This is a genomic window from Amycolatopsis orientalis, assembly GCF_000943515.2.
In the GTDB taxonomy this organism is placed as follows: Bacteria; Actinomycetota; Actinomycetes; order Mycobacteriales; family Pseudonocardiaceae; genus Amycolatopsis; species Amycolatopsis orientalis.
Genome location: NZ_CP016174.1, coordinates 3,767,892 through 3,791,542, shown reverse-complemented (window position 1 = coordinate 3,791,542; position 23,651 = coordinate 3,767,892). Strand labels below are relative to the sequence as shown.

At 70.5% G+C, this 23,651-nt stretch carries 21 protein-coding genes; 13 read left to right on the top strand and 8 right to left on the bottom strand.

Going from position 1 to position 23,651, the window contains the following annotated elements:
- Positions 1–2: 2 nt before the first annotated feature.
- Genes SD37_RS16800 through SD37_RS16780 form a run of 5 tightly spaced genes read right to left on the bottom strand, consistent with a single transcriptional unit; the run spans position 3 to position 5,973 of the window.
- Positions 3–1,208: a DegT/DnrJ/EryC1/StrS family aminotransferase gene (locus SD37_RS16800; protein ID WP_236725389.1), complete on the bottom strand. Its 1,206-nt coding sequence runs from the start codon at positions 1,206–1,208 to the stop codon at positions 3–5.
- Complete coding sequence (locus tag SD37_RS16795; RefSeq protein WP_044850619.1) at positions 1,205–2,029, bottom strand: ROK family protein; 825 nt, start codon at positions 2,027–2,029, stop codon at positions 1,205–1,207. Before SD37_RS16795 ends, SD37_RS16800 begins: the two co-directional genes overlap by 4 nt.
- Positions 2,023–2,781, bottom strand: coding sequence for an SDR family NAD(P)-dependent oxidoreductase (locus SD37_RS42000; RefSeq protein WP_052674842.1), 759 nt, complete (start codon positions 2,779–2,781; stop codon positions 2,023–2,025). The genes SD37_RS16795 and SD37_RS42000 overlap by 7 nt, the downstream gene beginning before the upstream one ends.
- Entirely contained in the window at positions 2,778–4,865 is a 2,088-nt protein-coding gene (locus tag SD37_RS16785; protein WP_065912854.1) for an AMP-binding protein, read from the bottom strand. The genes SD37_RS42000 and SD37_RS16785 overlap by 4 nt, the downstream gene beginning before the upstream one ends.
- Complete coding sequence (locus SD37_RS16780; protein WP_044850621.1) at positions 4,858–5,973, bottom strand: radical SAM protein; 1,116 nt, start codon at positions 5,971–5,973, stop codon at positions 4,858–4,860. Before SD37_RS16780 ends, SD37_RS16785 begins: the two co-directional genes overlap by 8 nt.
- A 108-nt stretch (positions 5,974–6,081) precedes the next feature.
- Between SD37_RS16780 and SD37_RS16775 the strand changes: the two genes are divergently transcribed.
- Entirely contained in the window at positions 6,082–7,296 is a 1,215-nt protein-coding gene (locus tag SD37_RS16775) for a 3-deoxy-7-phosphoheptulonate synthase (protein ID WP_044850622.1), read from the top strand.
- A gap of 91 nt (positions 7,297–7,387) precedes the next feature.
- Positions 7,388–8,653, top strand: coding sequence for a helix-turn-helix domain-containing protein (locus tag SD37_RS16770; RefSeq protein ID WP_044850623.1), 1,266 nt, complete (start codon positions 7,388–7,390; stop codon positions 8,651–8,653).
- A gap of 389 nt (positions 8,654–9,042) precedes the next feature.
- Here SD37_RS16770 and SD37_RS16765 read toward each other — a convergent pair whose 3' ends face one another.
- Positions 9,043–10,026, bottom strand: coding sequence for an SAM-dependent methyltransferase (locus SD37_RS16765; RefSeq protein ID WP_052674843.1), 984 nt, complete (start codon positions 10,024–10,026; stop codon positions 9,043–9,045).
- Between the two features lie 429 nt (positions 10,027–10,455).
- On the opposite strand from SD37_RS16765, the gene SD37_RS44110 reads away from it, so the two are divergent.
- The 4 genes from SD37_RS44110 to SD37_RS16750 all read left to right on the top strand — a co-directional run bounded on the left by SD37_RS44110 (position 10,456) and on the right by SD37_RS16750 (position 14,118).
- Complete coding sequence (locus SD37_RS44110; protein ID WP_256376583.1) at positions 10,456–10,578, top strand: hypothetical protein; 123 nt, start codon at positions 10,456–10,458, stop codon at positions 10,576–10,578.
- A 101-nt stretch (positions 10,579–10,679) separates the two neighbouring features.
- Positions 10,680–11,825, top strand: a complete 1,146-nt coding sequence (locus SD37_RS16760; protein WP_044850624.1) for a YcaO-like family protein — start codon at positions 10,680–10,682, stop codon at positions 11,823–11,825.
- Positions 11,822–12,937 (top strand): TfuA-like protein, encoded by a 1,116-nt coding sequence (locus SD37_RS16755; RefSeq protein ID WP_052674844.1) that lies wholly within the window; start codon positions 11,822–11,824, stop codon positions 12,935–12,937. The genes SD37_RS16760 and SD37_RS16755 overlap by 4 nt, the downstream gene beginning before the upstream one ends.
- Before the next feature lie 8 nt (positions 12,938–12,945).
- Entirely contained in the window at positions 12,946–14,118 is a 1,173-nt protein-coding gene (locus tag SD37_RS16750; protein ID WP_044850625.1) for a pyridoxal phosphate-dependent aminotransferase, read from the top strand.
- 8 nt (positions 14,119–14,126) lie between these two features.
- Here the strand turns inward: SD37_RS16750 and SD37_RS16745 are convergent, their stop codons facing one another.
- Positions 14,127–14,666 (bottom strand): GNAT family N-acetyltransferase, encoded by a 540-nt coding sequence (locus tag SD37_RS16745; RefSeq protein WP_044850748.1) that lies wholly within the window; start codon positions 14,664–14,666, stop codon positions 14,127–14,129.
- Here SD37_RS16745 and SD37_RS16740 point away from each other — a divergent pair.
- Both SD37_RS16740 and SD37_RS16735 read left to right on the top strand, forming a co-directional pair.
- Positions 14,665–15,291, top strand: coding sequence for a hypothetical protein (locus SD37_RS16740; RefSeq protein ID WP_236725388.1), 627 nt, complete (start codon positions 14,665–14,667; stop codon positions 15,289–15,291). The genes SD37_RS16745 and SD37_RS16740 overlap by 2 nt on opposite strands.
- 64 nt (positions 15,292–15,355) lie before the next feature.
- Positions 15,356–15,910: a hemerythrin domain-containing protein gene (locus SD37_RS16735; protein ID WP_044850627.1), complete on the top strand. Its 555-nt coding sequence runs from the start codon at positions 15,356–15,358 to the stop codon at positions 15,908–15,910.
- Positions 15,911–15,941: 31 nt separating this feature from the next.
- Here SD37_RS16735 and SD37_RS16730 read toward each other — a convergent pair whose 3' ends face one another.
- Positions 15,942–16,358, bottom strand: coding sequence for an FHA domain-containing protein (locus tag SD37_RS16730; RefSeq protein ID WP_052674845.1), 417 nt, complete (start codon positions 16,356–16,358; stop codon positions 15,942–15,944).
- Between the two features lie 285 nt (positions 16,359–16,643).
- Here SD37_RS16730 and SD37_RS16725 point away from each other — a divergent pair, with 285 nt between their 5' ends.
- The 5 genes from SD37_RS16725 (at position 16,644) to SD37_RS16705 (ending at position 23,613) form a co-directional block, all read left to right on the top strand.
- Complete coding sequence (locus tag SD37_RS16725) at positions 16,644–18,020, top strand: glycoside hydrolase family 10 protein (RefSeq protein WP_044850628.1); 1,377 nt, start codon at positions 16,644–16,646, stop codon at positions 18,018–18,020.
- Positions 18,021–18,231: 211 nt separating this feature from the next.
- The gene (locus tag SD37_RS16720) at positions 18,232–18,456 is read left to right on the top strand and encodes an MbtH family protein (protein ID WP_037306096.1); all 225 of its coding nucleotides are present in this window, start codon (positions 18,232–18,234) and stop codon (positions 18,454–18,456) included.
- The gene (locus SD37_RS16715; RefSeq protein ID WP_052674846.1) at positions 18,453–20,225 is read left to right on the top strand and encodes a fatty acyl-AMP ligase; all 1,773 of its coding nucleotides are present in this window, start codon (positions 18,453–18,455) and stop codon (positions 20,223–20,225) included. Before SD37_RS16720 ends, SD37_RS16715 begins: the two co-directional genes overlap by 4 nt.
- On the top strand, positions 20,222–21,952 hold the full coding sequence (locus SD37_RS16710) for an acyl-CoA dehydrogenase family protein (protein ID WP_065912853.1): 1,731 nt from the start codon (positions 20,222–20,224) through the stop codon (positions 21,950–21,952). The genes SD37_RS16715 and SD37_RS16710 overlap by 4 nt, the downstream gene beginning before the upstream one ends.
- Positions 21,949–23,613 carry an acyl-CoA dehydrogenase gene (locus SD37_RS16705; protein WP_044850629.1) on the top strand — a complete coding sequence of 555 codons (1,665 nt, stop codon included), beginning with the start codon at positions 21,949–21,951 and terminating at the stop codon, positions 23,611–23,613. Before SD37_RS16710 ends, SD37_RS16705 begins: the two co-directional genes overlap by 4 nt.
- Positions 23,614–23,651: the final 38 nt, after the last annotated feature.

The window sequence follows — 23,651 nt, the reverse complement described above, 5'->3', positions numbered from 1 at the left end:
CGTCACGCTCCCGCGGCCGGAAGCCGTCCGACCAGCGTGCTGATCACCTCGGCCACCTCTTCGATGACCTCCGGTTCGGCGAGCAGCACCCGGTGGTGCACCCAGAGGCCGTGCGCGCCGACCCGTTCCGACACCGCGCAGCGTTCCGCCAGTTCGGCCTCGCTCGTCGTCGGCCTGGGCCCGTGCCCGAACCCCGGGGTGCGGTAGACCGGGGGGAAATTGACGCAGGCGGGGATCCCGGCGGCCATGAGGTCGGTGACCATCCGGTCCCGCCCCTCCCGCCCGAAGGCCTCGTCGAGGGTGAGCAGGTACATGTAGTGCGGGTTGACCGCCATCTCCGGATCCCTGCCCTGCACGGAAAGGCCGGGGACGCCGGACAGCAACTCGTCGAGGAGACCCGCGCGCCGTTCCCGGATCACCGTCTGCGCGGCCAGCCTGGCGAGCTGGGCCCGCAGCACCGCGCCGGTGAACTCGGTGATCCGGTGGTTCGAGCCGCCGGTCGTGTGGTTGTACCGGACGTCGCCGCGCGGCCGCCCGCAGGTGTGCATGAGGTACGCCTGTTCGTAGGACTTCTCGTCCGGGAAGGTCAGCGCCCCGCCTTCACCGGCGGTCATCAGCTTCCCGTTCTGGAAGCTGTAGCAGGCGACCGTCGGATGCGCGCCGATCAGCGCGCCGTCGCGGACGGCACCCTGTGCGTGCGCCGCGTCCTGGATCAGGATCAGCCCGCGCTCCGCCGCGATCCGGCTCAGCCCGGGCAGATCGGCGACGTGCCCGGCCATGTGCACCGGGATCATCGCGCGGGTCCGGCCGGTCAGCGCCGCCCGCACCGCTTCCGGCGTGAGACAGTAGTTCCCGGGGTCGACATCGGCGGGAACCGGTGTGGCGCCGACGTTCTGGACCGCCAGGGAAGTGCTGATGAAGGTGAAGGCCGGCACGATCACCTCGTCGCCCGGCCCGATCCCGTTGATCCGGAGGGCGAGTTCGAGCGCGGCGGTGCCGCTGTTGACCGCCAGCGCGTACGGCGCGCCCTGGTACCGCGCGAACTCCTGCTCGAACAGCTCCACCTCCTGCCCGCCGACCCGCCACCACTGGCCCTGATCCAGCGCGCGGGACAGCGCGGTCCGCTCCGTGTCGTCGTACTGCGGCCACGAAGGCAGCTTGCCCGGCTCGATCTTCAGCTCCGGTTCGGCGGTGGTCATGCGGGTCATGCGGACTTCCTTTCAGTCGGGTCGACGGCCGCCGCGCGGGCCGCCAGGACCGCTCCGGCGAGAGAGGAACGGACACCGTGGACGGCGGGCTCGAACACCGGCACCGTGGTGCCGGGCCGCAGCCAGTCCGCGCACGCCGCGGTCAGCCGCGGCACCAGCTCGGGGACTCTGGCCGGAAGACCACCGCCGAGCACGACGACCTCGAAGCGGTACAGCTCGGCGAGGTTGGCCACCGCGATCGCGAGGGCGCGGACGGCGAGTGCGGGCACCGGGCCGTCCGTCGCCTTCGTGGCGACGTAAGCCTGGAGGCAGCCGCCCCGGCCGCAGGCGCACCGTTCGCCCGCCCCCGGCCACACCAGGACGTGCCCTGGCTCGCACGGGACGAACGTGTCCGGCCGCGCGGCCGCGCGCGGCGGCAGATAGGCCCCGCCGACGCCGGTTCCGAGACCGAGGTACAGCATCCCCCGCGATGCCGGCCGGGAGGTCGCCTCGGCATAGGCGGCCATGAGCGCGTCGTCGCGGATCTCCGCCTGGCCGCCGAACCATTCGGCGACGAGCCCGCGCAGCGGCAAACCGGTCCACTGTGGACGGTTCGGCCAGCGGCCGACGATCCCGTCCGCGCCCAGGGAGCCGGGGAACGCGACCCCGACGGCGTCGGCCTTCCGGCCCGCCAGCACCGAACGGGCCAGCCGCGCGACCTGGTTCGCCTCGAAGGCACCGTCCCCGGCCGTCCACCGGAGATCGCCGCCGGTCTTCCCGGTGTCCGTGCTCACCTGGACCCGCGCGCCGGAGCCGCCGATGTCGATACCGAGGATCACCATCGGGCGCCGCCGTCGACGAGCAGGGTCTGGCCGGTGATGTAGGCCGCGCCGGGACCGGCGAGGAACGCGACGGCCTCCGCCACTTCGGCGGCGGTCGCGAGGCGACGCAGCGCGATCCGCTCGGTGATCGCCTGGTCCTCTTCCGCGGTGTAGGTGCGGGGAGCCGTCGCGTGCGGGTCGGCTTCGACCGCGCCCGGCGCGACCACGTTGACCGTGACGCCGAACCGCCCGAGTTCCCAGGCCGCCGACGCCGCCCAACCGGACAGCGCGGCCTTGGTCGCGGCGTAACCCGCCTGGCCGGGCATCCCGGCGACGCCCGCGCGGGAGCCGAGCAGGACGATCCGGCCGCTCCGGGCCCGGATCATCCCCTTCACCGCGGCGGCCGCGAGCCGCCGGACCGAGCCGACGTTGACCGCCCACAGTTCGTCTTCCTCGTCGGCCGGGGTCACGACGCTCCGCCGGACCGTCCGGCCGTGCGCGCAGACCAGGATGTCCGGCACCAGGCCGAGTTCCCTTGTCCGCGCGAACAGCGAGCCGACGCCGTCCGGATCGGTCAGCTCGGCCTGGACGACGGACACCTTGCCCGGCCCGTCGCCGAGTTCTTCCGCCAGTGCCCGCGCCCTTTCCCCGCCGCGGTGGAAAACCCCGACGAGGTCGCAACCCTGTCCGGCCAGTACCCGGCACACCGCCGCGCCCAGCTGTCCGCTCGCGCCGGTGACCAGTGCGGTGTGGCCGGTCAGCGCGGTCGTCACGACGGCCGTCCCGGTGCCCTGGCGACCATCAGTGTGCACTGTGGACGTCCGGTGTGGACGGTTCGTTCGACGGTCAGCCCCGCGGTGGTCAGCCCGAGCGCGAGCGACGATTCCGTCGGCCAGGCGAGCCCGCCGTGGGTGAGCCAGTCGAGCCGGGTTTCGGCGGGCAGTCCGCCTGGGACGCCGAGGAAGACGTCGTCGATCAGCACCGTGCCGCCCGGTGCGAGCAGGGTCGCGAGCCGGCGCAGATCGCTCGCGCCCGGGAGATGGATGGCGTTGGCGAGCACGACGAGGTCGAAGCCGCCGTCCGGGATCGGCCGCCCCGCCGGGGCGAGCGCGCCGACCGTCGCCACCGTGCCCGCTCCGGCGCTGTCGACATACCGGCCGGGGCCGCAGGTGATCTCCAGGAGCGAGCCGCCCGTCCGGTGCCCGGCCAGTTTGAGGCCGAGCCCGGCCCTGCGCCGCGCACCGGCGTCGTGCATCGCCTCCAGGTAGATCTCGCGAAGCTCGTCACCGGGCCCGGCGCGGTCGAACCGGCGGCCGCCGAGCCCGCCCCGGCCCAGCGCGGAAAGCTCCTCCCTGGTCACCCAGGCCCGCGAGAGTTCCTGTTCCAGGCGGAGCACCGGCAGCGCCTCGACGGCGGCCGGATCCGGTGCGGGCCCGAGGATCCCGGCCTCCTCGGCCGTGCGCATCAGCTCCGCGCAGACGTCGTGGTCGATCCCGAGCGCCCCCGCCACCTCGGCGGGCGTCGCCGCCCCCTCGGCGAGCCGGTCGACGATGCCCAGATCCAGCAGGGTGAACAGCAGTTCGCCCTGTTTGTACGCGGTCGCGGCGGCGGTGAGGACGTCCGGCCCGGAAAGCCCGAGCGGCCGCGGCGGCAACGGTTTGCCCACCGGGCTGCGCGGGACGTCGCCCACGAGGTGCCAGCGATCGGGCACCTTGTGCGGCGCCAGTGCGGCCTTGGCGTGCTCCCGGATCCCGGCGTGCCCGGCACCGGGGCCGCGGACGTGCACCACGTCCGCGTGCAAGGTCGTGCCTTCCGGCCGGGCCGAACCGGCGTACACGCGCACGTCGGCGACGTCGGGATGGGCGCGCAGCACCGCTTCGATCTCCTCGGGCGCGATCCACCGGTCCCCGCGCCGGACCGCCCGGGTGCGGCGCCCGAGGGGAAGCACCCCGGATTCGCCGGTGACGACGAGGTCGCCCATCGCCCGCCACGGCCCGCCGTCGAGCCGGACGTGCAGTTCACCCGCGGTCCCCGCCGGGACCTCCGTGCCGTCCTCGTCCAGCACGCGGAGTTCGACCCCGTCCAGCGGATGCCCGACCCACCGCGATGGCGCCCCCGCCTCGGCGCTGAACAGGGCACCGGTCTCGGTCGAGCCGTAGTTGCGGGCCAGCCCGATCCCGAAGGCCGCCCGGAACGCGTGGTCGAGTTCGTCGTCGACCGGCCCCGCGCCGACCATCGCCAGCCGCAGCCGGTTCTCCGGTCCCGCCGCCCGCCGCCGCGCGGCCAGCAGCCGCGCGACCACCGGGACGAGCGGCAGGACCGTCGCGTCCCGTGCGATCAGTTCGGCGCACCGGGTGAGCCCGGTGGGCGGCACCGGCGTGAGCGCGCATCCCGTCAGGAGGACGGCGTGCACCCAGCCCAGCGCGTAGGCGTGCCACATCGGCAGCGGCAGCACGACGTGGTCCTCGGGCGAAAGCCCCGACCACCGGGCATGCCGCCTGCCTTCGGCCCGGAGTGACGCGACGGAGCGCGCGACGAGTTTCGGCGCGCCGGTCGACCCGGAACTGGGCAGGAGCACCGTCCCCGGCGGATACGCGCCGGTGACCGGTTCGCCCCGCAGCTCGACCTGGCCACCGTCTCCGACGATCGCGAGCCGTCCGCCGCCCGCCTCCTCGAGACGCCGGGCGTGTTCCGACCCGGGCGCGTCGTGGTCGAGCAACAGGACGACGGCGTCCGCCTCGATCAGCTCGCGATAGGCCGTGAACCAGGCCTCGTCGTTCCGGCCCGCCAGTGCGATCGTCTCTCCCGGCGCGACCGCGGGCGCGCGGAGGGCGGCGGCCGTCGCCGGATCAGCCACCGTGCCGTACCCCGTCCCGTTCGGCCAGGTAGAGCTTCTTGCGCTCTTCGATCAGCGCGCGGATACCCGGCGGGGCATAGGTCGGCGCGGCGCACAGTTCGTCGAGCGTGATCTCGTCCTCGAAGTACATCGACAGCGTGTCCCAGGGCGTGAAGCACCCTTTGCACGCCTTGAGGCGGGGCTTCGGCGCCAGCAGCGCCGCGTACATCCCGGTCTCGCCGACCCGGCCGAGTGACTCGCCGTAGTCGTCGGCGAGCAGGTTGCCCATGTCGGAGAACCAGATGTTCGGGCAGGGGGTCACGACGCCGTCGCTGAAGGTCGAGATGACCAGCCTCGGCAGGTGACAGCGGAACGTGCGCTCGCCTTCGCGGTAGAAGCTGAGCAGCCGGTCGAAGTACGCGGCGGGCGGCAGCACGGCGGCCAGTTCCCCGTGCCGCGCGGCCAGCCGCTCGATGTGCCCGATCTGGTCTTCGCGGACAGCGAACCGGTCGGCGTCCGGTCCGCGCACCGGGAACGGGAAGTACGTCGGCGGGTTGTCGCGGTCGGCGAGCCAGTCCGCGAACTCGTTCATCTCCTCGATGCTGCGGTCGTTCAGCACACTGTAGATCTCCACCGGCAGGCCACTGTCCACAATGGCCTCGACCCGGCGGAGCACCTTGCCGTGCAGCGATTCGGAGGCGACCCGGTAGGAGTTCCCGGAGTACAGGTGGCTGTCCAGCGAGACCTGCAGCACGACATTGCCCCAGCCCGACAGTTCGGCGAGCTGCTCGTCGCGGACGAGCACGCCGTTGGTCTGCACGACCAGGACCTCGTGTTCGCGTGCCTGTTCGCGCAGGAAGTCCATGATCCCGGCCACCAGGAAGATCTCCCCGCCGGTGACCTTGAGCAGCGGCACCCGGAACGTCTCGTCGATCCGGCTGTCGATGATCGGCAGGTTGCGGCCGAGCAGGCTCCCCGTTTCGTAGTGGTCCTTGGTCGGCGGGCCGAAGATCAGCTGCGCGTCGTGTGATTTCTTGAGGTTGCTCTGCCCGGTGAGGCAGTACGTGCAGCTCAGGTTGCACGAGTCCTCGTTGATGACGAGATCGTTGCCGAGCAGCGAATCGATCACGACGGCCCCATTTCCGACGGTGAACCCGGTGCGCGGGATCGCGGTTACGGTAACTATCGTCATTGACTAAAGTCAACACAAGCTATCGCCGGGACCCGGAGGGCGCAGATGCGAGGTACTCAGGAAGCACCGATCGCCCAGGAGCCCCCTTGGCCCAGCGACGGAACGCTGGACGCGGTCCTCGCCGAACTCGCGGGCCGCCCCGCGCTCGTTCCCGCCGCCGAGGCGGAGCGGCTGATCCGGCGCCTGGCGGAAGTGGCCGAGGGCCGGGCGCATCTGGTGCAGGCGGGTGACTGCGTGGAACTGTTCGACGAGGTCTCCCCGGCCGCGACCAGGCGCAAAGTCGCCCAGCTGACCGGATTCGCCGAGACATTCGAGGCTCACACCGGGCTCCCCACGGTCACCGTCGGCAGGCTCGGCGGCCAGTTCGCCAAGCCCCGGTCGAAGCCGGTCGAGCGACGGGTCGACGTCGTCCCGGGTTCCGGCGTCACCAGGGTTTCCTGGCTGCCGGTCTATCGCGGTGAAGCGGTCAATGACCGGGAACCCAGCGAAAGCGCCAGGACGGCCGACCCCGCTCGCCTGCTGCGCGCCTACGACAAGGCCGCCGAGATCCACGCGGCGATCCCCGCCGGCTCGGACGTCTTCACCAGCCACGAAGCCCTCTTGCTCGGCTACGAACGGGCCTTGGTGCGGCGGCACGGTCCTGAGGGTGTCGCGTACTCGGCGTCGGCCCATCTTCTGTGGATCGGCGACCGGACTCGTGCGCCACGGGGACCGCATCTGGATTTCGCGGCCTCGGTCGCCAACCCGGTCGCGGTCAAGCTCGGCCCGTCCGCGCACCCCGCCGACGTCAGGGCCCTGGTGGACCTGCTCGACCCGCACCGGACCCCGGGACGGCTGACCCTGATCACCCGGCTCGGTGCCGCGAACGTGCACGCGGCCCTGCCCGGACTGCTCGCCGCCGCGGCCTCGCATCCCGTGATCTGGCTCTGCGACCCCATGCACGCCAACACCTTCATCAGCGGATGCGGCCGCAAGACCCGGGCCGTGGACACGATGCTGGCCGAGGTCGACGGCTTCGCGCGGGTGCTGCGCGCCCACGGCACACATCCTGGCGGGCTCCACCTGGAGGTGACCCCCGACCAGGTGACCGAATGTGTGCCCACCGCCACGGCCGCCGAGCACGGATTCGACGCGGAAAGCTACCGGACGGGCTGCGATCCGCGGCTCAGCCGGACACAGGCCGCCGCGTTCGTCGCCCGCGCGGCGGCCGGTTTCGCCGGGGTGACCGAGCACGTACGGAGCGGCGTCCTGCCGGGTTGATCCGCATACTATAGTCATCGTGCGTGCAATGACCGACACGGGCAGCCACCACCGCCCGGAGGCCGCGCCGGAAACGTAGGGACGACACATCGTGAAGCCGGTACAGAGTCAGCAGCCCGAGTTCGGCAGGCGCCTGCGCAAACGCCGCGAAGAGCTGGGGATGTCCCAGCGCGACCTCGCGGCCGATTTCGTCACCGCCAGCTACATCTCCCTGCTGGAGTCCGGTCGCCGCTCCCCCACCCTCGACCTGCTCGTGCATCTGGCGAAGCTGCTCGAAATGCCGATCGAAGCGTTGTCCGGCCGCGGGAGCGACCTTCCCGCCACCACCGCCGGGACGCCCGGCGACGGCGGGCTCGACGCGGCGCTGACCAGGACGGCGGTACGGGTCGCGGCCGAAGTCGGCGACTACGACCACGCCGCGGACCTGCTCTTCGCCGAACTCCGCGCCGCGGACGGCACCGCGCCCTTCCGCTACCTCGACACCGGCCTCGAACTGCAGGAGATCCTGCGCGCGGCGGGCCGCGTGACCGATCGGCTGATCCTGCTGGAGGAGCTGACCGGGCAGCTGGCGGGTTCCGACGATCCGCGCGTCGATCTCACCCTGTACACCGAACTCGCCACCGCGCAGCGTGACGCCGGCCGGCTCTCCCAGGCCAGGAAGTCCGCCTTCACCGCACTGTCCAAAGTGGAGCGCGCGGGGCAGTCCCGGAGCACCGAGCACATCCGGCTGCTCGGCATCGTCGTGTCGATCCTGTGCGAACTCGACGATCTCGACCAGGTCGAACCGGTCCTCGACGAACTACTGGGCATGGTCGAGTCGGCGCCTCCGGCCGTGCACGGGCGCGCGCACTGGGTCGCGGGGATCGCCTACTCGCAGCTGGGCGACCACGAAGCGGCCCACCGGCAGATGGTCGCCGCCCAGGCGATCCTCGCCGCGCCCGACACCCCGGTGCGCGATTGGCTGCGCTTCGTCCGCTCGACGGCGAACGTGGCACTGGACGCGGGCCGGACGGAGGAGGCTTCGGACTGGCTCACGACGGCGGAGCGGGTCGCGGACCTCGTCGATTCCCCCAGCGAGAAGGCCAAGGTCGTCGCGCTGCGGGCGCGCTACGCGTTCGACAACGGTGACCACGCCGAGGCTGTGGAGCGCTCCGAAGAACTCGAGCACACCGGTGCCGAACTCGCGGGCCCCGATCTCGTGCGGGCCAGGGTGATCCAGGCGCAGGCGCTGGAGGCGCTGGGCCGGGGCACCGAGGCGGAGAAGGTCCTGCGTTCGGCGGCCGAGCTCTGCGAGGAGATGGGCGCCTTCCAGCTCGGTGTCCAGATCTGGAAGGACATCGACCGGCTCCGGCGCTAGCGCGTGCCCCGGCACCGAAGCGTGGCGACCGGAGGGTGCCCGGGCCGGGCTGAAGGGGCCCTTCACCGCATCCAACGCGACGAAAGCGCCCTTCACCGCATGCCATGCGAGGAAAGGCCCCTTCACCTCCGTCCCCGGCAAGGCAGGTGACCAGGGCCGGTCACCATGGCCAGTCACCGCATTGCCGGTCCCGGCGGGGTGTCCGCCGCTCGGGCCGCGCCGTCCGGGACCACCCGTGGGTCACCGGATGCGGCGATTCGGTTTCGGGGACGAACTCGGCGGTCCGGACACGACCGAAGGAGCACGGCTCTTTCTTGTTTCCGAGGCTTGCACCGGATTCTTCGGCATCAGTCATCGGGATTGCCAATCTGAGTCGGAGAAGGCACGAATCAGGAAAATAACCAATCCGATGTCGTCGAACACCGGGCGATCATCAGGGTCGTGTTCGCTGATTTGATCGGCACGATCCGTTCGGCCGTCAGCGCCGCGTTCGCCAATTCGGCGGCGAGGCCCTCGCGGTCGAGCAGGAAACCGGATCCGTTGGCCAGCCAGTCCACCACCAAGGCCGCCTGCTCGGGACCCTGTTCCGCCTGATCGCCGAGGAAGTCGTGCACGACGACGAGGTCGCCCTCGCCCAGCGCGGAGCGGACCCGGCGCAGCAACCCGGCGCGCTGATCCGCGTCGAGAAGGTGGAGGACATGGGAAAGCACCACGGAGTCGTGCCCGGCGGGCACCTCGTCCGCGGTGAGATTCCACGGGACCAGGTCGATCCGGTCGGCGAGCCCGGCTTCGGCGACGTTCTTCTCCGCGTGCGCCAGCATTTCCGGCCGGTCGTAGACGGTCGCGCGGAGATCCCCGTGCAGACGGCAAAGGGTGATCGCGTATCCACCGCTCCCGCCGGCGAGGTCGGCGAAATGCCGCCTGTCACGCCATTCCGGCAGCCTGGCGACATGGGGCGCCGTCGCCCGCGCGCCGCGGGCCATCGCCTCGGCCAGGTCACCCACATGTCTGCGGGGAATTTCCGGCGGGCACCGATGACCGCGCAGCGCGGCGACGATCCCCCGCGCGTTGAGATGGTCTTCGGCGGCCCATCTTTCTATGCGCAGTAACGGAAGTACTCCGTCGCGTCCGCCGGAGCCCACCAGCGGCGCCCACTCCTGCCCCAGTGTCCACCGCTCGCCGTCCTCACTCAGGACACCACTCCAGGCGAGGAGTTCCAGCAGGTCACGGAGAACTTCCGGGGCGATGCGGGTGAGTTCGGCCAGTTCCGTGGTCCGGCGCGGCCCGCGTGCCAGCTCCTCGAGGAGTTTCAGATCGTCCGCGGCCTCGATCAGGGCCAGCGTTTTCCGCGCTCGAAACAACTGATCGATCAAGTGAAGATCACTCCCCCTCGCCATAATGATCATTTCCCGCGATCAATGATCATTCCCCGCCCGCTTCGTGAAAGACGGCGATCGCGACTTCGCCAAGTCGCATTAACACCGTCATCCCACGATTCCGAACAAAGACCGCCAGGCCGGTACCGAATTCCCCCATCCGGCCGAGCAGGCCTCCCCGCTTCCGGCACGCTACCACAGCTTCTCGACCGATGTTGAAGATCGATCTTCACCGTTCTTCACCGCAAAGATCGCGAACGCCGAATTAATCGAGCACCGAAAGGGCGGCACACCGGCCGTCCTTCCGGGCAATTCGGACAAGCGCGCAGTTGACACCAGCTTGACTCTGAGTTGATGCGCCAGTTGACACCCTTCCACGCGGGATCTACCTTTTCCCTGTCGCCAGAGCGAAAGGGGGTGAATCGCATGATCGACAAGCTGTTCGAGGAGACCGCTCAGGTCCAGGACACCACCCACTCGTACGACTTCGTGGACACGAACTCGTACGACTTCGTGGACACGCAATCGTTCGACTTCGTCAAGTCCTGACCGACCGCACCACAGTGAGGTCGGGCCGGCGTGCCGTCGGGCCCGCCGCCCGGCCGTGCGTCCGGCCACGCCGAGTGCCGCGCCCAGGGAGAGGAAGCCGTGTGAAGGCCTATCGGACCGGCACACACCGTGCCTGCCCGCCGGAGCAGACCTGGGGCAGGCTGCTGCACCTGCTCCCCCGCTTCGGGATCACCAGGATCGCGGACGTGACCGGGCTCGACGATCTCGGTATCCCGACCGCCGTCGCCGTCCGCCCCGGCGCGCATACGGTTTCGGTCAGCCAGGGCAAGGGCGTCTCGCCCACGCTGGCGAAGATCAGCGCCACGATGGAGAGCATCGAGACCTGGCACGCGGAGAACCGCACGCCGTCCGCGGAGGTCACCGACACCCCCGCCGGGGCGGGAGTGCCCTACGCGCCGGAAACCCTGCCGGACTGCGCCGCTCCCGGCCTGCTCGCCGACCAGGCGCAGGACTGGATCACCGCGCGGGGTGCGCTGAGCGGACGGGAGGCGCCGGTCCCCCGTGACTACGTCGACATGGGACTCTCGTGCCAGTACCGGCCTTCACGGCTGTACTCCTCGACCAGCAACGGCCTCGCCGCCGGGAACACCCGCACCGAGGCCGTCCTCCACGGGCTGTACGAACTCGTCGAACGCGACACCATCTGCGAACTCAAGAACCTGCCGCTCGACGCACGCCGGTACCTGGACCTGGACTCGGTCACCGATCCCGACTGCGCGCGGATCATCGAACGCTGCCGCGAAGCCGGTTCGTGGCTGGAAGTGGTGCACGTTCCCGGACGGCTCGGGGTCGCCACCTTCGTCTGCTACCTGTGGTCCGAGTCGTTCCCCACCGTGATGGCGGGCTCCGGCACACACCTCGACCCGGTCGTGGCGCTGTTGCGAGCAGTCACCGAAGCCGCTCAATCGCGGCTGACCGCGATCACCGGGACCCGGGAGGACATCTCGCCGGGCGTGTACGCGAGCCATCGCCGGATCGACGAACCGGTCACTCCCGCCTCCGCGCCCCGCGAGGACTTCGCCGACGTCCCCGACGGAGGCACCGACTCCCTCGACAAGGACCTCGACCATCTCTGCGCCACGGTCTCGCCGTTCTGTGGCGAACCACTGGTGGTGGACCTGACCGATCCGCTGGTGGGCATCGACGTGGTCCGCGTCATCGCCCCCGGGCTGCGCTTCGACCGCAGGCATCACCTGCCGCGCCTTCAGCAGGCCGGTGCCCGATGACCGTCCACGTGTTCCTGGGCCCGACGCTCTCCGCCGAACGCGCGCGGGCGATCGTTCCGGACGTCGTCGTGCATCCGCCGATCCGGCATCTCGACGTGCTCCGCCTCGATCTCGAAGCCGGTGACACGGTGGCCGTCGTCGACGGCCTGTTCTTCCAGACCGCGGCCGTCCGGCACAAGGAACTGCTGTGGCTGCTCGATCAGGGCGTCCGGGTCGCAGGCTCGTCGAGCATGGGCGCGCTGCGGGCCGCGGAGCTGGCGCCGTTCGGCATGCGGGGCGTCGGCACCGTGTACGACGCTTTCGCCAGCGGCCGGGTGGACGGTGACGACGAGGTCGCGGTCGCGCACGGCGACGCCGAGTCCGGCTGGCGCTCGTTCACCGATCCGCTGATCAACATCCGCTGTGCCGCCACTCGCGCCGGTGAGGCGGGCATCCTGACCGAACTCGAAGCACACGCCGTCGTCTGCCATGCACGGGAAATGCCCTTCACGCAACGGAAACTGACGAGGGCGATCCAGCGGTGCCACACCGCGGGCGGTCTCGGCGCCGATACCGCCGCCGACTTCCAGGACTGGGCGCAGGCGCATTCCTGGGACGCCAAGGCCGAGGACGCCGTGCTGCTCCTTTCCGAGGCCGCGGCCGGTGGCTGGGCGACCCGGCCGAAGGATTCCGCCGACCTGACCGTCGACGGCTACCCGCCGCTGGTGCGCGACTGGCTGGAGCGCACCCGGCCGATCCGGACCGGACACGGCACCACCACCGACTGGCAGGTCGAGTCGGTGCTGCGTCTGTTCGGGCCGGAACCGTTGCCGCGCGGGGACCACACCCCCACTCCGCCGCCGCGCCCGCGCTTCGAAGGCCATCCGGCGGCGGACATCGCGGTCGCCGCGGCCGCGTACAACGACGAACTCGCCCGCCGCGGGGAACGCTACCGGCCCAGCCATATCGCGGACGCGACCGTCGACCGGTTCTTCGGTGACCTGTGGGCGGCCCAGGACGACCTCGTCGCGGAGGTCCGGCGCCGGGGCTTCACCGATCTCCACGACTTCCGTTCCCGGGCAAGGCTCTTCCTCGCCTACGCAGTCGCGCACGGCGCTCCCGTCCCCCTGTGAGGTTTTCCGTGAAAGACCTGTCACCCCACGCGCTCGCCATCCGCCCCTCGCCGACGTTGGCGCTGAACGCTCAGCTCAAGGCCCGGGCGGAGGCCGGCGAGCGCGTGCTGAACCTGTGCGTCGGCGAGCCGGACTTCCCCATGCCCGCACTGGCCGCCCGGATGGCGATCCAGGCCATCGAGGACGGCGAATCCCGCTACACCGACGTCGCGGGGACGCTCGCCCTCCGCGAGAGGATCCGGCGAAAGCTGCGCGAGGAGAACGACCTCGACTATCGCACCGACCAGATCATCGCGTCCACCGGCGCCAAACAGGCGCTCTACAACGCCTTTTTCGTCCTGTGCGGCGAAGGCGACGAGGTCGTCGTCCCCGCGCCGTACTGGGTCACCTATCCCGAGCAGGTGCGGGCGGTCGGCGCGACCCCGGTCATCGCGACGGCCGGCCGTGACAGCGAGTACAAACTGACCCCCGCGCTACTCGAACGGCACGTCACCCCGCGGACGAAGGCCGTCGTGCTCAACAATCCGGGCAACCCCACCGGGACGACCTACACCCGTGGTGAACTGGAGGCGATCGCCGAGGTCGTCCTGAGGCACGATCTCTACGTCGTCGAGGATCTGATCTACGAACATTTCCATTACGGGGAAGGCAAAGTCGAAAGCATCGCCGCGCTGGGCACGCCGCTGCGGGACCGCACGATCGTGATCAACGGTGTCTCGAAGTCGTGCGGGATGACCGGCTGGCGAGTCGGCTACTCGGCGGCCCCGGCGCGGATCTCGGCGCTGATGAAACGGCTGCAGAGCCAATCGACGTCCAATGTCACCGCCGTCGCCCAGCGCGCGGCGATCGGCGCGATGGACGACGTGCCGTGGACCGCGCTCGCCGCCTACCGGGAGCGGAGCGAGTCCGCCTACCAGCAGCTCACCGCGATCGAGGGCGTCGACTGCCCACCGCCGACCGGGGCGTTCTACCTGTTCCCGGACATCTCCCGGTTCCTCGGCGACGGCGGGCCCGCCACCAGCGACGAGTTCTGCACCCAGCTGCTCGAGCACACGGGGGTCGGGATCGTCCCCGGCACGGCGTTCGGCAGCCCGGGCAACGTGCGGATCAGCTACGCGGCGGCACCCGGCGTCGTGGCGGAAGGGCTGGAGCTGCTGCAGAAGTTCGTCGTGAGCCTCTGACGCGGGACTCAGCCGAGCCGCCACTCCTGCGAGGCGACCTCGTAAATGATCCCCAGGCCGTCCTCGTCGTCCCAGTCCTCGCCGATCTCGACAAAGCCGTACTGCGCTGCCAGCCGGTAGGAAGCCACGTTGTCGGGACTGATGGTGACCCGGACGGTGCGCACACGTGGCTCGTCGGCGGCTCGGCGCAGCAGGGCTTCCAGCGCCGCGCGGGCATAGCCGCGGCGCCGGTGTACCGGTTCGACGGCGTAGCCGATCTCCACCATCCCCGACGGGTCGGGAGGCCCGTGGTAACCGGCCCGGCCCACGGCCAACTGCCGCTCTTCGTCCCAGATGACCCCGGTGACCCAAGCCGCGCTCGACTGGTCTTCTTCCACCTGTCTGCTGCGCATCTGCCACACTCCGCGCCACTCCGGTCCGGCGAAGTAAGCGGAGACGGGGACTGGACTGACCGCGTTCGCCGCCGTCAGGTCGCCACGGGCGAGAGCGTGGAAGACCGGACCGGTCAGGTGCACGATCCGTATCTCCGGCCTTGGCTGATCGGTCATGGGGAAACCCTCGCACACCGGCCGGGTGGACGTCTTGACTTCCCGGCATCCGCCGGTTTCGGCGGCCGCGAAGCGGGCAACCTCGACCATGCGGGTGATCATCCAGCCGTCGTACGGCACGAAAGACGCGCGGCGGCACTGGGCGCGGACGCTGGACCGGCCGGTCCCCTTCCTGCGACCGTCCTACGCCGAAGTGCTGAGTCCGGCGGAACGCGCAGGATTGGTCGCCGAGCACCCGGAGGGGCAAGCGCGTTTCTGGGGCGCGACCGCACAGCACGACCGGAAGATGGACACCCTCGACGTCGGGGATTTCGTGCTTCTCACCGGTCGCAAGCACGTGCTCGGGATCGGAACGGTCGGTTGCCGCCTGCGAAACGACGAATTCGCCCGTCGGCTGTGGAACCCGGATCCGGCCCGCTGTCTGTGGCGCAACGTCTACAGCTTCCGCGTCTTCCGTGCGGTCTCGATCCCTTACGAGCGAGTGTGGGCGCTGCCGGGCTTCACGACCGGCGACAACTTCATGGGCCTGCGCTTCCTGAGCGAGGAGAAGAGCCTGACCGTAGTCGCCGGGCTCGGCGTCACCGAGCTACTCGCACAGGAACCAGCGTCGCGCGGTGAAGTGTAAAACCGTCCGATGCGGGAACCCGGCGGCAACCGGACATCGACCGCCGGACGGAAGGAAAGATTCCGTGGCTGATGAAGAGAACGAAGACGTGATCGCCCTTTTGCACCGTCAGCATGACGAGATCCGGCAGCTGTTCGCCGAACTGGAGACCGCGGAGGGTGACCGGCGCCGGGACTTGTTCCGTGACCTGGTCCGGTCGCTCGCGGTGCACGAGACCGCCGAAGAAGAGGTGGTCCATCCGGAAGTGCGTGGCCTGCACGGCGGCGGACAAGTCGTGGAAGCCCGTGTCGGGGAAGAACACCGGGCCAAGCGCCTGCTCGTCACCTTGACCGAGCTGGGCCCGGAGGCCGAAGGGTTCGACACCTTGCTCGTCCAGTTGCGCGAGGACGTTCTCGCGCACGCCGAACATGAAGAGCGGGAGGAGTTCCCGCTGCTCCGCGCGGCGCACGGGCCCGACCGGCTCCGCGCCATGGCCGCGACCGTCCGGGCGGCGGAGGCGATCGCGCCGACACGGCCGCATCCCGGGGTGGAGAGCGCCACGGCGAACCTCTTGCTCGGCCCGCCCCTCGCGATCATGGACCGGGCCCGCGACGCCATCCGTGACGCACTCGGCCGCTGATCTTCGCGTCGCGGCCGAGTCGTGAGGAGTGCTACTCGCCGGACCGGAACAGCAGCCGGTACCGGCCGACCCACACCATGTCCCCGTCGGCGAGGACACGACGATCCATCGGGATCCGGTTGACATAGGTGCCGTTGAGTGAGCCGAGGTCGGTGATGACGACCTCGCCGCCGGACCGGCGTAGTTCGATGTGGTGACGCGAAACGGTCGGATCGTTCAGCACGACGTCGCTGGAAGGATGCCGGCCGACGACCGTGGTGTCCTTCGTGAGTTCGATCGTGACCGGTTCCTGGATCCCCGGGCCGCGGACGATGTTCAGGGTCGCGCCGGGCCGCGGGATCACCGGTGCTGCGGCCTGAGGTTCCTCGGACGGCCGAGGCACCGGTGCCGAGACGGTGCGGCTGGTGTGGGCGAGCGGGTCCGGGTCGCTCCGGCCTTCGTCGCTCATGGTGACACCTCCTCGTAAAGAATCCTATGAATCGATCGTGGGCCGGGCAAGAAGCGGATCTCGAGATCGTCCATTGTGGATCATGACGCCCCGAGACGGACGAGGACCGAAAGTTCCTCGAAACTCTTTGCCCGGTGACGCCGCGCCGTGTTCTGCTGCTCGCGGTAGGTGAACATCATCGATTTCGTCCAGGTCACCGAAGACTTGGTTCCCGGTGCCGGCTCGCCGGCGGGGACATGTCCCGAGGTGGGCATCCCCTGGGCGGCGCCCGGGAGGAGACCACGGATGGCAAGAAGTTCGTCGGACCTGCACGGCAGGCGGTGGTGGCGGTCATCGGCCGCGCGGATACTGGCGGGGGTGGCCAGCGTGGCCGCCACGGCCGCCGTGCTGGTGACGGCTCCGGGCGCTGACGCCGCGGCCAGTACCTTGGGCGCCGCCGCGGCGCAGTCCGGCCGGTACTTCGGCACCGCGATCGCCGGCGGGCGGCTCGGCGACTCCGCCTACACCACGATCGCGGCACGCGAATTCAACATGGTGACGGCCGAGAACGAGATGAAGCCCGACGCGACCGAGCCCAACCAGAACCAGTTCAACTTCTCGGCGGGCGACCAGATCTACAACTGGGCGGTCAGCCGTGGGCTGCGGGTCCGCGGTCACACCCTCGCCTGGCACGCGCAGCAGCCAGGGTGGATGCAGAACATGAACGGCAGCGCCCTCCGCAGTGCGATGATCAACCACATCCAGAAGGTCATGGCGCATTACCAGGGCAAACTCGCGCACTGGGACGTGGTCAACGAAGCCTTCAACGAAGACGGCAGCCGCCGTTCGTCGAATCTGCAGGGCACGGGCAACGACTGGATCGAGGTCGCGTTCCGGACGGCGCGCGCGGCCGACCCGTCGGTCAAGCTCTGCTACAACGACTACAACATCGACAACTGGAACTACGGCAAGACGCAGGGCGTGTACAACATGGTGCGGGACTTCAAGGCCCGCGGCGTGCCGATCGACTGTGTGGGCCTGCAGGCGCACTTCACCGGCGGCAGTTCGGTTCCGAGCAACTTCCAGACCACGATCTCCAGCTTCGCCGCGCTCGGCGTCGACGTGGCGCTCACCGAGGTCGACGTCACGAACGCTTCCACCGCCCAGTACACGGCGCTGACCCAGGCTTGCCTGAACGTCGCGCGCTGCGTCGGCATCACCGTGTGGGGCGTGCGTGACAGCGACTCCTGGCGTTCCAGCGAAAGTCCTCTCCTGTTCGACGGCAACGGCAACAAGAAGGCCGCCTACAACTCGGTACTGAACGCCCTCAACGCCGGAAGCCCGACCACGACACCCACCACCCCGACGAATCCCACCACACCCACCACCCCGACCACACCCACGACTCCGGGCGGGGGAGGTTGCACCGCCACGCTTTCGGCGGGACAGGCCTGGAGCGACCGGTACAACCTGAACGTTTCGGTCAGCGGCTCCTCCACTTGGACGGTCACCATGACCGTTCCGAGCCCCGCGAGGATCAGTGCCACCTGGAATATCAACGGCACCTGGCCCAGCAGTCAGGTCCTCGTCGCCAAACCCAACGGCAACGGCTCCAACTGGGGTGTCACCATCCAGCACAACGGAAACTGGAACTGGCCCAGCGTCAGTTGCAGCACATCCTGATCCACTGACTCGTGAGTGGTAATGACGGTTAGAACCGTCATTACCACTCACGAGCGTCTTGGGGCTCGGTGCGGTGTGCCGTCGTCCAACTGAGGGCTGGGCAGCGGTTGGACGTCTCCGGCACCGGACGGCATTGCCGGTCAGCCGATCGCGGAGGCATAGTGAGCCGCCTGCCGGACTCACCGCACTTCGCCGAGAGAGGGGCAATTCCGTGCCAAATCCTTTCGAGGACCCGGACGCCAAGTATCTCGTCCTGGTCAATGACGAGGGTCAGCATTCCCTTTGGCCCGTTTTCGCCGATGTCCCCGCCGGATGGAAATCCGTTTTCGGGGAATCCGGACGACAGGAATGCCTCGACTACATCGAAAAGAATTGGACCGACATGCGTCCGAAGAGCCTCATCGAGGCGATGGAGAAAACCGCACCGGCGTCATGACCGCCGACCTCACCGGATACCGGAGCCTGGGTGAGGCCTTCGCCGCGCGTGCCGCCGAGTTCCCCGATCGCACCGCGCTGACCCTTTACCGGGGCTCGGCCGAGGCGGACCACGAGAGCGTCGGCTACCGGGAACTGCTGCGGCGGGCCCAGGTGCGCGCGACGGAGCTGGCCCGGCGGCTGGAGCCCGGCGAACGGGTGCTCATCGCCCTGCCGACGGGCCTGGAGTTCGTGGAGATCTACCTCGCCTGTCTCTTCGCCGGGCTGATCGCCGTGCCTTCACCGGTACCGGGTCCTTCGTCGAGCGCCAACGAACGGGTCGCCGCCATCACGGCCGACTGCGCGCCGGGGCTGACCATCACCACCGACGCCGCGCTCGCGGAGATCACCGCGCGCCGGCGCGAGCACGGTTTCGCGGGACTGCCCGTCGAAGCCGTGCGCCCCGCGAGCGCGGAGCCGGTGTCCTGGCCGTCGGCCGGGCGCCCGGTCGGCCGCGACACGGACGCGGTGCTGCAGTACAGCTCCGGCTCCACCGGCTCGCCGAACGGCGTGATCCTCACCCATGGCGCCGTACTCACCAACCTCGCGGCGCTGTGCACGCATCTGCGGCTCGGCCCGGGGGACCGATTCGGCGGCTGGTTGCCGCTGCATCACGACATGGGCCTGTTCGCCCAGCTCACCGCGGCACTGCTGTGCGGCGCCCCGGTCGTCCTGATGCCGCCGACGACCTTCGTCCGGCGGCCGGTCGAGTGGCTCCGCATGCTCGACCGGTTCAAGGTCACCTACACCGGCGGCCCCAACTTCGCGTACGACCTCTGCGTACGCGCGATCACCGACGAGATGCTCGAGGGGCTCGACCTCTCGGCGGTGCGCTACTGCCTGAACGGCTCCGAACCCATCCACGTGCCCACGATCCAGGCGTTCACAAATCGGTTCGCCCGGATCGGGCTCGACCCCCTCACCCACTCCCCCGGCTACGGCCTGGCCGAGACCACGGCGTACGTGGCCTGCATCCCCGACGACGTCCGGCCGACCTTGCTCACGGTGGACACCCGGCGCCTGGAAACGGCCGAACGACCCGAACTGCGCGCGGTGCCCAATGGCACCGGTAGACAGGTGACCGGGGTGGGACGGCCGCACGCCTTCGACACGCTGATCGTCGACCCGCGGACCCGCGAGCCGGTACCCGCGGGCCGGGTCGGCGAGATCTGGTTGCGCGGCGCCAGTATCGGCCGCGGCTACTGGGGCAAGCCGGAGCTGTCCGCACGCGTCTTCGACGCCGCCCTGGCCGGCGTCGAGGACGGCGGCGGCTGGCTACGCACCGGCGACCTAGGTGCCTTCGCCGACGGCGAGCTTTTCGTCACCGGCCGCCTCAAGGAGATGCTGATCGTCCACGGCCGCAACCTGTACCCGCAGGACGTGGAACACGAGGCCCGTGCCGCGCATCAGGCCCTCGGCGGTCAGCTCGGGGCCGCGTTCGGTGTCGGGGCGCCGGACGAGCGTGTCGTGCTGGTCCACGAGGTCCGTCCCAACACCCCGAAAACCGAGCTGCCCGCGGTGATCACGGCCGTCACCCGCAGGCTCAACCGGTCGTTCGGCTTCCCCGTGCGCAACGTCGTGCTCGTCCGGCACGGCACCGTTCGCCGCACCACCAGCGGGAAGATCAGGCGCACCGCCATGCGGGACCGGTTCCTCGCCGGCGAGATGAAGGTGCTGCACGCCGAACTGGAGCCGGGCCTGCGTCCCGCGCCGTCGGGAGCGGAGCCGTGACGTCCACCCGGTCCGGTGTCGAGATCGAGGTCGCGCTGGACACGGCTCTGGCGGAAGTCCCCGCGATTGGCCGCCGGATCGCCGAACTGGACGCCGCCGAAGAATTCCCGGCGCCCTTCGTCGAGCGGCTGGACGCCTTCGGCCTGCCCGCGTACTACGTCCCCACCGGCTGGGGTGGCGCCGTCGAGGACCACGAACTGCTGCTGCGTCTCTGGCGCACCGTGGCCCGGCGCGACCTGAGCGCCGTGGTGGCGCATGGCAAGACCTATCTCGGGGCCGCCTCCGTGTGGATCGCGGGCGACGCCGAGCAGGCCGCCACCACCGCGGCCCGGATACTGGACGGCGGCCGGATCGCCTGGGCACTGTCCGAACCGGACCACGGCGCCGATCTGCTCAACGGCGAGTCGACGGCGACGGCGTACCGCGACGGATATCGGCTCGACGGCGTGAAATGGCCGGTCAACAACGCCACCCGCGCCCGGTACCTGACCGTCCTCGCCCGCACCGGCAAGGCGGGCACCGGGCGCGGTCAGAGCCTTTTCCTCGTCGACAAGGCCGCGCTCGCTCCCGGCACCTGGCGAACGCTGCCCAAGGAGCCGACGCACGGGATCCGCGGTGTCGACATCTCCGGTATCGCGTTCCAGGACGCGCAGCTGCCCGCCAACGCGCTCCTCGGCGCCGAAGGCACCGGTGCCGAGACCGTTCTGCGCGCGCTGCAGCTCACCCGGACCCTGTGCTCGGCCTTGTCCCTCGGCTCTGGTGAGCACGCGCTCCGGCTCGCCGCGGCCTTCGCCGCCGAACGGATCATCCAGCGCCGTCCGTTGCTGGGCCGCGCCTATCCGCGCGGCACCGTCGGCCGCTGCGCGGCGCTACTGGCCGCCGCCGAGGCCACCGCCTTGGTGAGCGCTCGTTCGATCCACACCCTCACCGGGGAGATGAGCGTGATCTCCGCCGTGGTCAAGGCCCTGGCGCCCACACTGGTCGACGCGATGCTCGGTGAACTCGCCGAACTGCTCGGCGCGCGCTCGTTCCTCACCGACGTGTACGCGCACGGCGCGTTCCAGAAGATCGGGCGGGATCACCAGATCGTCGCCGTCTTCGACGGCAGCACCCCGGTGAACCGCAGCGCATTGGTCCAGCAGTTTCCCCGCCTGGTCAAGGAATTCGCCGCCGGTACGGTGGACGGTGACGGACTCGCGAAGGCGGTGTCGACCGGCGGCCCGCCGGGTCCGCTGGACCGGGGCGCCCTCGCGCTGCTGTCGCGGCGGGGATGCTCACTGGTGCAATCCCTTCCCGCGCTGGCCGCGTCGATCGCCGCCGGGGCGGCGCCGGACGGGCTCGCGGCGCACGCGACCGCATTGGCCGTTACCACCGGGAAGGTCCACGAACTGATGGCCGGCGTCGCTCCGGCCGCCCGCCCGGCGATGGCCGCCTACGAACTCGCCGCCGCCTATGAACTCTGTTACGCGGGCGCGGCGTGCCTGCATACCTGGTCGGCCGAGCGGCACCGCGACGAGCCGTTGTGGGACAACGGTCTTTGGGTACGGGCGGCGCTCCGCGCGCTGCGGGCCAGGCTCGCCGCCACGCTGCGGCTCCCCGCGCCCGGCCCCGAGGAGGGCGACGACCGGATCGACGACGCGCTCGCGGCCCACGTGGCCGAGGCCGCCCGCACCGGCGCCCCGGTCACGCCGTTCGGCACCCCGATGCTCCCGGCGGACCGGTCATGAGCGCCGCCGAACTGGACGCGCTCCTCGGCGATGCCTGGGACGACCGGAACCCGGTGGGATATCAGGCGATCCTCGCCGCCGACGAACGGCGGGAGATGCTCGCCGCGGGCGAACGGGTGCTGGACGAGTACGGTCTGAACGCCGAGTTCGTTCCCGTGGCCTACGGGGGCCGCTGGGACCGCGCCGACCGGCTCGCCGAAGTGTTACGCACGGTGTGGCGGCGGGATCCGTGTCTCGGTCTCGGTTACGGCTTCAGCTCTCTCATCGCCTCCGTGAACATTTGGACCACCGGCGACGAGGAGCAGCGCCGCAACACGGCCGGACTGCTGCTGGCCAACCGCCGGATCGCCGCCGCCTTCCACGAATTGGCGCACGGCAACGATTTCGCGAACGCCGAGTGCGTCGCCCGGCCGGACGGCGGGGGCTGGCTGCTCTCCGGTCGCAAGGAGATCGTGACGAATCTCCGGCGGGCCGAGGCCATGGTGCTGTTCGCCCGGACCGGCGCGGCGGGCAGCCGCGGCCACAGCCAGTTCCTCGTCCAGCGCGACGACCTGCTCGCCGCGGGAATGCGGGATCTGCCGCGTTTCCACAGTTCCGGTATGCGGGGGGTGCAACTGGGCGGCGTCGAGTTCGACGGCTGTCCCATTCCCGGCGCCGCCCTGATCGGCGAGCCCGGCCAGGGCATCGAAGTGGCGCTGCGCTCTTACCAGGTCACACGGTCGGTGGGTGCCGCGATGTTCTCCGGTCCGCTGGAAACCGCGCTGCGGCTGGCGATCCGCTGCTCGCTCGACCGGCGCCTCTACGGTGGCGCGGCGGCCGACCTGCCGTACGTGCGCGCGATGATCGCCCGCGCCTACGCCGATCTGCTGGCCATCGAGACGTTCTCGGCGGTGGTCCTGCGCGCACTGCATCTGGCGCCGGAGTCGATGGCCGTCTACGCCCCGGCGGCGAAGTACCTGACCGCGCGGATCCTGCTCGACGCGTTCGGGGATCTGCGCGCGGTGCTGGGGGCGCGTTCTTATCTCCGGCAGGGTCCGTACGGGATGTTCCAGAAACTGGCCAGGGACATCGCGCCCGCCACCTTCGCCCACATTTCCCTCACCGCCGCGCTGGTGACGCTGCTGCCGCAACTTCCCCGGCTGGCCAGGCGATCGTGGCCGGCCGGCCCGGCCGCGACGCCCTCTCTGTTCGCCCTCGGCGGCGATCTGCCCGCGCTCTCGCTGGACCGGTTGAGCGCGGGGATGCCGCGCCAGGATGGGATCATCGGCGCCCTCGCCGAGATCGCGGACGAAGGTGCTGACGATCCTGTGCGCCGGTTCGCCGCTCGCTACGCGGAGGAACTGCGTGCGCTGCGGGACGGATGCGCCGCGCTCGGGCCCGCGGACCTCGCCATCGACGCGTCGCCCGCGGCGTTCGCGCTGGCCGACCGGTACACCGTCGTCCTCGCCGCCGCCTCCCTGCTGGCGGTGTGGCGGCACGGCGGCGAGCGCCTCGACGAGGCGATGCTGCTGGGCGCGCTGGACCGGCTGACCGAACGGCTGGGCGGTCCGCCGGTGCTCACCCCCGCCGAACGCGAGGAGACGGAGCGGCGGCTGTTCGAGCAGGCCGTCGCGCGCCACCTCGACGGACGTGCGCTCGGCCTGTTCCCGCTCTCCGCGTGAAGTCCCGGCCTCGCATTTAGCGGGCTAAACGCGAAGCC